The following is a 5,864-nucleotide window of genomic DNA, read 5'->3' as shown; positions in this document are numbered from 1 at the left end:
CTGTGCAGGCCGAAGATCGCCTCGTCGCCGGTGCGGCGGTATGGGAAGGACGGGTCGGCACCGCCGCCGGCGGGGTGCCAGACGTACTGGAAGTCGGGCTGCATGACCAGCCATGGCGTGACCTGCGCCTGATAGGTCAGTTCAAGGTGGTTTTCGTTGCCCTGCACCAGCGAATGGCTGTCGCGGTCGAACTGGCGCTGCCCCGAACTGGCGCGGCCGATGCCCCAGCCCAGCCCGATCGTGTCGTTGTCGCGTCCCCTGAACGGGGCCTTCAGGTTCAGCCCCGCGTCGATGGCGAAGCTGATCATGTTGCGGTCGCCCCCGTTGCCCGTGGCGCGCACGAATGCACCCAGCGAGCGGGGGGATGTTAGCGAAGGCCGCCAGATCATCTGGTCGATGATGCCATAGACCATCCAGTTGCCCCGGTCCCATCGCGGGGTCAGGTCGGCCTGCGTGGCGCTGGCGTTCAGCGTGGCCGCCCCCAGTGAACCGCCGCGCTGGTTGTAGCGGTAGTCGGCGAATTTCGCGGTATCGTAGTATCCACCCAGCTTGTACACCCCCGGCAGGCCGGGATTTTTGGTCACGTTGGACATGTCGGCCGGCTGCGGGTTGAGCGCATACTGCAGTTCGGTGATCAGCAGCGCGCCGGTGCCCATGTTGAAGTTCGTGCCGTTGGCGCCGTCATAGGTCTGGCTGGTGGGATCGGAACTGAAGCCGCTGCCAGACCCGGTGGCCTGCTGGATGGGCAGGGAGTTGTAGCGGTTGCCGGGCGGGTTGTCGTCGGCTGCGGCGAACATGAAGGTGAATTTCTCGCTGGGGCGGTAGCGGATGCGGATGGCGGGCGAGGACAGCGGCCATGACGGCCCGCCACCATACAGGTTGACCGAAGGGGCCATGGGCCAGCCGAAATTGGCGTTCAGGTACAAAGACGCGTAATAACTGACCAGGAATTCGGTATCAAGGTCCTGCTGGCCGATCTTCACGTCCAGCTTTCCCTTGAGGAAGGACTGCTGGTACCACAGTTCGAACAGGCGGGTGGAGCGATCGGCCTCGAACCCGCTTATGGGGTTGAAGTTGTTCAGGTGATCCTGCGAGATCGAGCGCCCGCGCGTCTGCAGCGCGCTGACGTTGAACAGGCCGCCCTTCAGCCCGAACAGCTTTTCGGTATCGATGGTCAGCGTCGGCATGGTGACGCCGTCATAGGCGGGGCCGGTGCCCGAACCCTGCCCGTCGCCATTGGTGCTGGGCGTGCCGCCGGTGCCGTTGCCCCAGACCTCATCGACTTCCTGTATGTCGAAGGTGATGCCGTGTTTGTAAAGCCACGGCCGCGCGCCCCACATGTTGCCCAGCAGGTTGCCGCTGGTGTCCAGCCTGTCCTCGCCCCCTGCCGCGACCGCGGCCTTTTCTTCCGTATCGGCCTGCGCGCGTTCCGAATCACGCACCGTGGCGGGGTCGATCTGCTGGATCAGCGGGGTGGAATTGCCCAGCCGGGCGCGGTCTTCCTCAATCTGTGTCTGGACCTGTGCAAAGCCTGTCGCGGGCAGGGCCAGCCCGAAACATACGATACATGATCCCATGCGCAGACGCCGCCGGACGGTGCTGAAGGAAAGGGCGGGAACGAAAAAGCTCGATCCCCTTAATATATGCCGTGAATGGGAAAGGGTCATGATATCAGACGCAACTGAGAATCAGTATCAATAAGAATGACTCTCAATTACATTTTGACGCAAACCCGTCAATCACAAGCATCATGCGTATTTTGCAATGCTGGTATCAGCGCAAGAAAACTTTTGGTACACCTTCACTATTCAGGCATGACATGATCATCACGCCTGTCCATAGGGACAGCGAAATACTTGCCCCGACCCGGCCACGTAGTGAAATGACCGGATTCCCCCTGAGTACCGACAGGTAAACCGAACGGTGGCACCACATGGCGTTCAGCATGGCCAGCGTGATCAGCAGCAGCTTGGGCGTCAGATACGCCCGGCTGCCGATATGTACGGGATCGTAGAAGAACAGCACGATACCCGTGACCATGGCGATGGCGAAGGCAATGTGCAGCGGGCGCACCATCAGTTGCGCCGTGGGGGCCAGACGGGGCGCCATGCGGGGATTGAGGATCCCGAGGTCAAACAACATGTCCATCCCGAAAAACAAGGCCATGCTGACAATGTGTACGATGCGGATCAGGTAATGGACCGGCTGCAGCCAGAAGTGCAGCATCCGGCTGTCCATTGCGATCAGGACCGCATAGGGCAGTCGCATAAACGCGAGGGGATGGCTGATCATGGCAGGTAGTCTCCGTGTGTATCGCACAGCACATACCATCCGTTGACAGTGATAACAATTATCATTATCAGATTTGTGAAATCAGCCGGAAGGGGATCTGTAATCTGGTCATGGGATTACTGAAGGTTAAAAAATAAAACAGGCGCCCTGACCTGATGTTCAGATATATGGAAACAGTCATCATGAAGAAAAAGTGTTCTATACTGGCGCTGGCCATCGCGGCCCTGCCTGTCGGTGTCACGGCGGCACAGGCGCGTGAATATCCCATCGGTGGCCCCGTTCAGGCGCATGACATGGAGATCGCGTCCAGCTACCTGACGGGTATCATGGTGGATCCCATGCCCGCCGGCATGACCGACAATACCAAACCCGACACCATCCATCTTGAAACCGACGTCCACGCCACCGCCGATAACGTATGGGGATATCCCGATGGCGCATGGGTGCCGTATCTTACGATCGGTTATTCACTGACCAAGGATGGCACGCCGTGGAAGGCTGAAGGCACGATGCACTTCATGACCGCCAAGGACGGCCCGCATTATGCCGATAACGTGCAGATGGACGGCCCGGGCCGCTATACGGTCGTGCTGACCTATTCCTCACCCGAACAGAGTGGCTTCCTGCATCACGTGGACAAGGAAACCGGCACGCCGGGGTTCTGGAAGCCGTTTACCGAGAAGTTCAATTTTGCCTATCCCCAGAAATGATGTCCCTGGGGGTAATCATATAGATCGGAGCAGGGTGATGGGACGGATACTGGATAACTGGCGTGTGCTGGCATGCGGGGTGGTGGCGGTCATGGGCCTGTCGGCGGGACTGCCTGCGGCATGGGCTGAAACCGTGACCGACCTTGCCGGCCGCAAGGTGGACATTCCGGCCAGTGTCCACCGCATCATCCTGGGGGAAGGGCGTCTGGTCTATGCCCTTGCCCCACTGGAAAAGCAGCACCTGTTTGACCGGATCGTGGGATGGCAGGGAGAATTCCGCGGCGCGGATACCCAGAGTTACGACCAGTACGTCGCAACCTTCCCACAGGCAGCCAGGGTGGCGCTGATTGGCAAGACCACGGCGGATACGGTCAGTCCCGAACGCGTGCTGGACCTGCACCCCGACCTTGCGATCCTGACGGTGTCCGGCCATGGGCCGGGGGCGGCGAGCGAACTGGTCGCGCAACTGGAAAGTGCGCATGTGCCGGTCGTCTTTGTCGATTTCCGTGCCGACCCGCTGCATGACACCGTCGCATCCATGCAGATACTGGGCCTGGTGCTGCACCGGGAGCAGGAAGCCGCGGATTACCTGTCCTTCTACCAGTCGCACCTGAAATACGTGACCGACCGGGTGGCGTCATTGCCTGAAGCGCAGCGGCCCCGGGTCTTTATCGAAATGCTGGCCGCCATGCGCGAAAGCTGCTGCCATACGGCGGGCAAGGGCAACATGGGCGCGTTCATTACGGCGGCCGGTGGCCAGAATATCGCAGCGCCCCTGCTGCCGGGATATATCGGGGATATTGACCTGGAAAAGGTCATTTCCGCTGACCCGGACATATACATAGCCGACGGCACCAAAGGGCCGAAGGCCAGCGGGCCGGGCCTGCGCATGGGGGCGGAGGTCACGCCGGAAGTCGCGCGCGCGTCCCTGCGGCGTGTAACGGACCGTCCGGGCATTTCCAGCCTGCGTGCGGTCACTACCGGGCATGACTACGGCATCTGGCATTCATTCTATGATTCGCCGTACAACATCCTTGCGGTCGAGGTCATGGCGAAGTGGTTCCATCCGGACCTGTTTGCCGACCTTGATCCCGATGCGACGCAGAAGGAACTGTATGACCGCTTTCTCCCCGTCAGGCAGGAAGGGACATTCTGGATCAATGCGCATCCCTGATGACGTACCGGCAAGCACGCCCACCCTCCCGTCTTCCGACCTGTCGGGTTATGCCCGGCAGGTGCGTGGCGCCTATCGCATGCTGCTGCGACGGCGGTTGGGAATCCTGGCGGTCATTGCTCTGTGTATTGTCGCTTCGGTCGTGCTTGATTTCTGTCTGGGGCCATCCGGGCTGTCGGTGGGGGCGCTGATCCATACGCTGCTGCACGCGCGGGATGTATCTGCCGGGCAGAGTGTCATTGTCTGGCAGATCCGCCTGCCTTACGCGCTCATGGCCGTATGTGTGGGGGCGGCGCTGGGGCTGGCCGGGGCGGAAATGCAGACCGTGCTGGCCAATCCGCTGGCCAGTCCGTTTACGCTGGGGGTTTCGGCCGCGGCGGCGTTCGGGGCTTCACTGGCCATTATCCTGCACTGGCGTCTGCCTGGCGTGCCGGATGCATGGGTAGTGTCGGCCGATGCCTTCGTGTTCGCCATCGGTTCCGTCCTGCTGCTGGATATGGTGTCACGCAGGCGCAATGCGGGAACGGGCACGGTTGTGCTGTTTGGCATTGCCCTGGTATTCGCGTTCCATGCACTGGTTTCCCTGTTGCAGTTTGTCGCCAATGAAGACGCGCTGCAGGACCTGGTGTTCTGGACCATGGGCAGCCTGACGCGGGCGACGTGGCCCAAGCTGGGGCTGCTGGCGGCGGCCTGCGTGGTGGTGGCGCCGCTTTCCTTTCGCGCCGCATGGAAACTGACCGTGCTGCGCATGGGGGAAGAACGCGCCGCCAGCCTCGGGGTGGACGTGCCACGCGTGCGGCGGGGTGCGTTGCTGCGGGTCAGCATCCTGTCGGCGCTGGCGGTGTCCTTCGTGGGAACAATCGGGTTTGTCGGACTGGTCGCACCACATATCGCCCGTCGCCTGCTGGGGGAGGACCATCGTTTCTATCTGCCCGGCAGCATGTTTGTTGGTGCGCTGGTCATGTCGCTGTCTTCGGTGGCGGCGCGCAACATCATGCCCGGCGTGGTGATCCCGACCGGTATCGTGACGGCGCTGGTGGGCATTCCGTTCTTCCTTGCCATTGTCCTGCGCCGGCAGGGGCTTTCATGATGGATGGCCTGTTCGCGGAACATGTAACCGTAAGATATGGCCGGCGCACCGTTCTGGATGACCTATGTGGACGGCCGGTTCGATGCAATGGATCACATTTGTTATCTCTCTGCGTTTCTCTAAATCTTGTTTTCTCGGTGGAATGCATCGCTGCTCGCAGGATGCGGGGATCCGGTCAGGTGCGCCCTTATGTCCGGCCTGTTTGTGCGACGTTTTTCGCTGGCCATTATGGGTGTGCGCTTGCGTGTCAGGCACCAATCTTGAAAACGTGCTCGATGGCACATGTCATCCAACGGTATCGCCTGAACTGTTCCTGAATTACAGTCTTCCCATCACGCTGGTCAGTGCATTCTGCCGGATCTACCGGGGCGAACCCCGGCATCCATCGTCTTGGCAGCGCATGTCAGATTACAGCGACATTGCGGCCGGCCGGACGATAGATCTCTTTGCGCGACAGGAGAGCCCAGACGATCCGGGCCAGTTTGTTGGCAAGTGCGACGGTTGCAAGACGTGTTGGGCGACGCTCCAGAAGCTTGCAAAGCCATGCCCCTGCGGCGCTTGTCCATTTCTGCGCGCGGAAGGACATGGATGTCGCCCC

5 protein-coding genes and 1 pseudogene are annotated in these 5,864 nt (G+C 61.1%); 3 read left to right on the top strand and 3 right to left on the bottom strand.

The window, feature by feature from the left end:
* Both GEU01_RS19020 and GEU01_RS19015 read right to left on the bottom strand, forming a co-directional pair.
* Positions 1-1,577: carbohydrate porin (locus GEU01_RS19020; RefSeq protein WP_019087334.1), on the bottom strand; the 1,577-nt coding region annotated here is incomplete at its 3' end.
* Positions 1,578-1,773: 196 nt separating this feature from the next.
* Positions 1,774-2,292 carry a hypothetical protein gene (locus GEU01_RS19015; RefSeq protein WP_019087333.1) on the bottom strand — a complete coding sequence of 173 codons (519 nt, stop codon included), beginning with the start codon at positions 2,290-2,292 and terminating at the stop codon, positions 1,774-1,776.
* A 167-nt stretch (positions 2,293-2,459) separates the two neighbouring features.
* Here GEU01_RS19015 and GEU01_RS19010 point away from each other — a divergent pair, with 167 nt between their 5' ends.
* From GEU01_RS19010 to GEU01_RS19000, 3 genes are read left to right on the top strand one after another with little or no spacing between them, the layout of a single operon-like run.
* Complete coding sequence (locus tag GEU01_RS19010) at positions 2,460-3,002, top strand: iron transporter (protein ID WP_019087332.1); 543 nt, start codon at positions 2,460-2,462, stop codon at positions 3,000-3,002.
* Between the two features lie 37 nt (positions 3,003-3,039).
* Positions 3,040-4,176: an ABC transporter substrate-binding protein gene (locus tag GEU01_RS19005; RefSeq protein WP_019087331.1), complete on the top strand. Its 1,137-nt coding sequence runs from the start codon at positions 3,040-3,042 to the stop codon at positions 4,174-4,176.
* On the top strand, positions 4,163-5,266 hold the full coding sequence (locus GEU01_RS19000; protein WP_019087330.1) for a FecCD family ABC transporter permease: 1,104 nt from the start codon (positions 4,163-4,165) through the stop codon (positions 5,264-5,266). Before GEU01_RS19005 ends, GEU01_RS19000 begins: the two co-directional genes overlap by 14 nt.
* A 403-nt stretch (positions 5,267-5,669) precedes the next feature.
* On the opposite strand, the pseudogene GEU01_RS23360 reads toward GEU01_RS19000, so the two are convergent.
* Positions 5,670-5,864 (bottom strand): annotated as a pseudogene (locus GEU01_RS23360) (IS110 family transposase); the annotation flags it as partial.

Origin of the sequence: Komagataeibacter europaeus LMG 18890, assembly GCF_000285295.1 — a bacterium.
GTDB classification, from domain to species: domain Bacteria; phylum Pseudomonadota; class Alphaproteobacteria; order Acetobacterales; family Acetobacteraceae; genus Komagataeibacter; species Komagataeibacter europaeus.
Note: the sequence above shows the minus strand (reverse complement) of the source record. Positions and strands in the feature narration are given on the sequence as shown.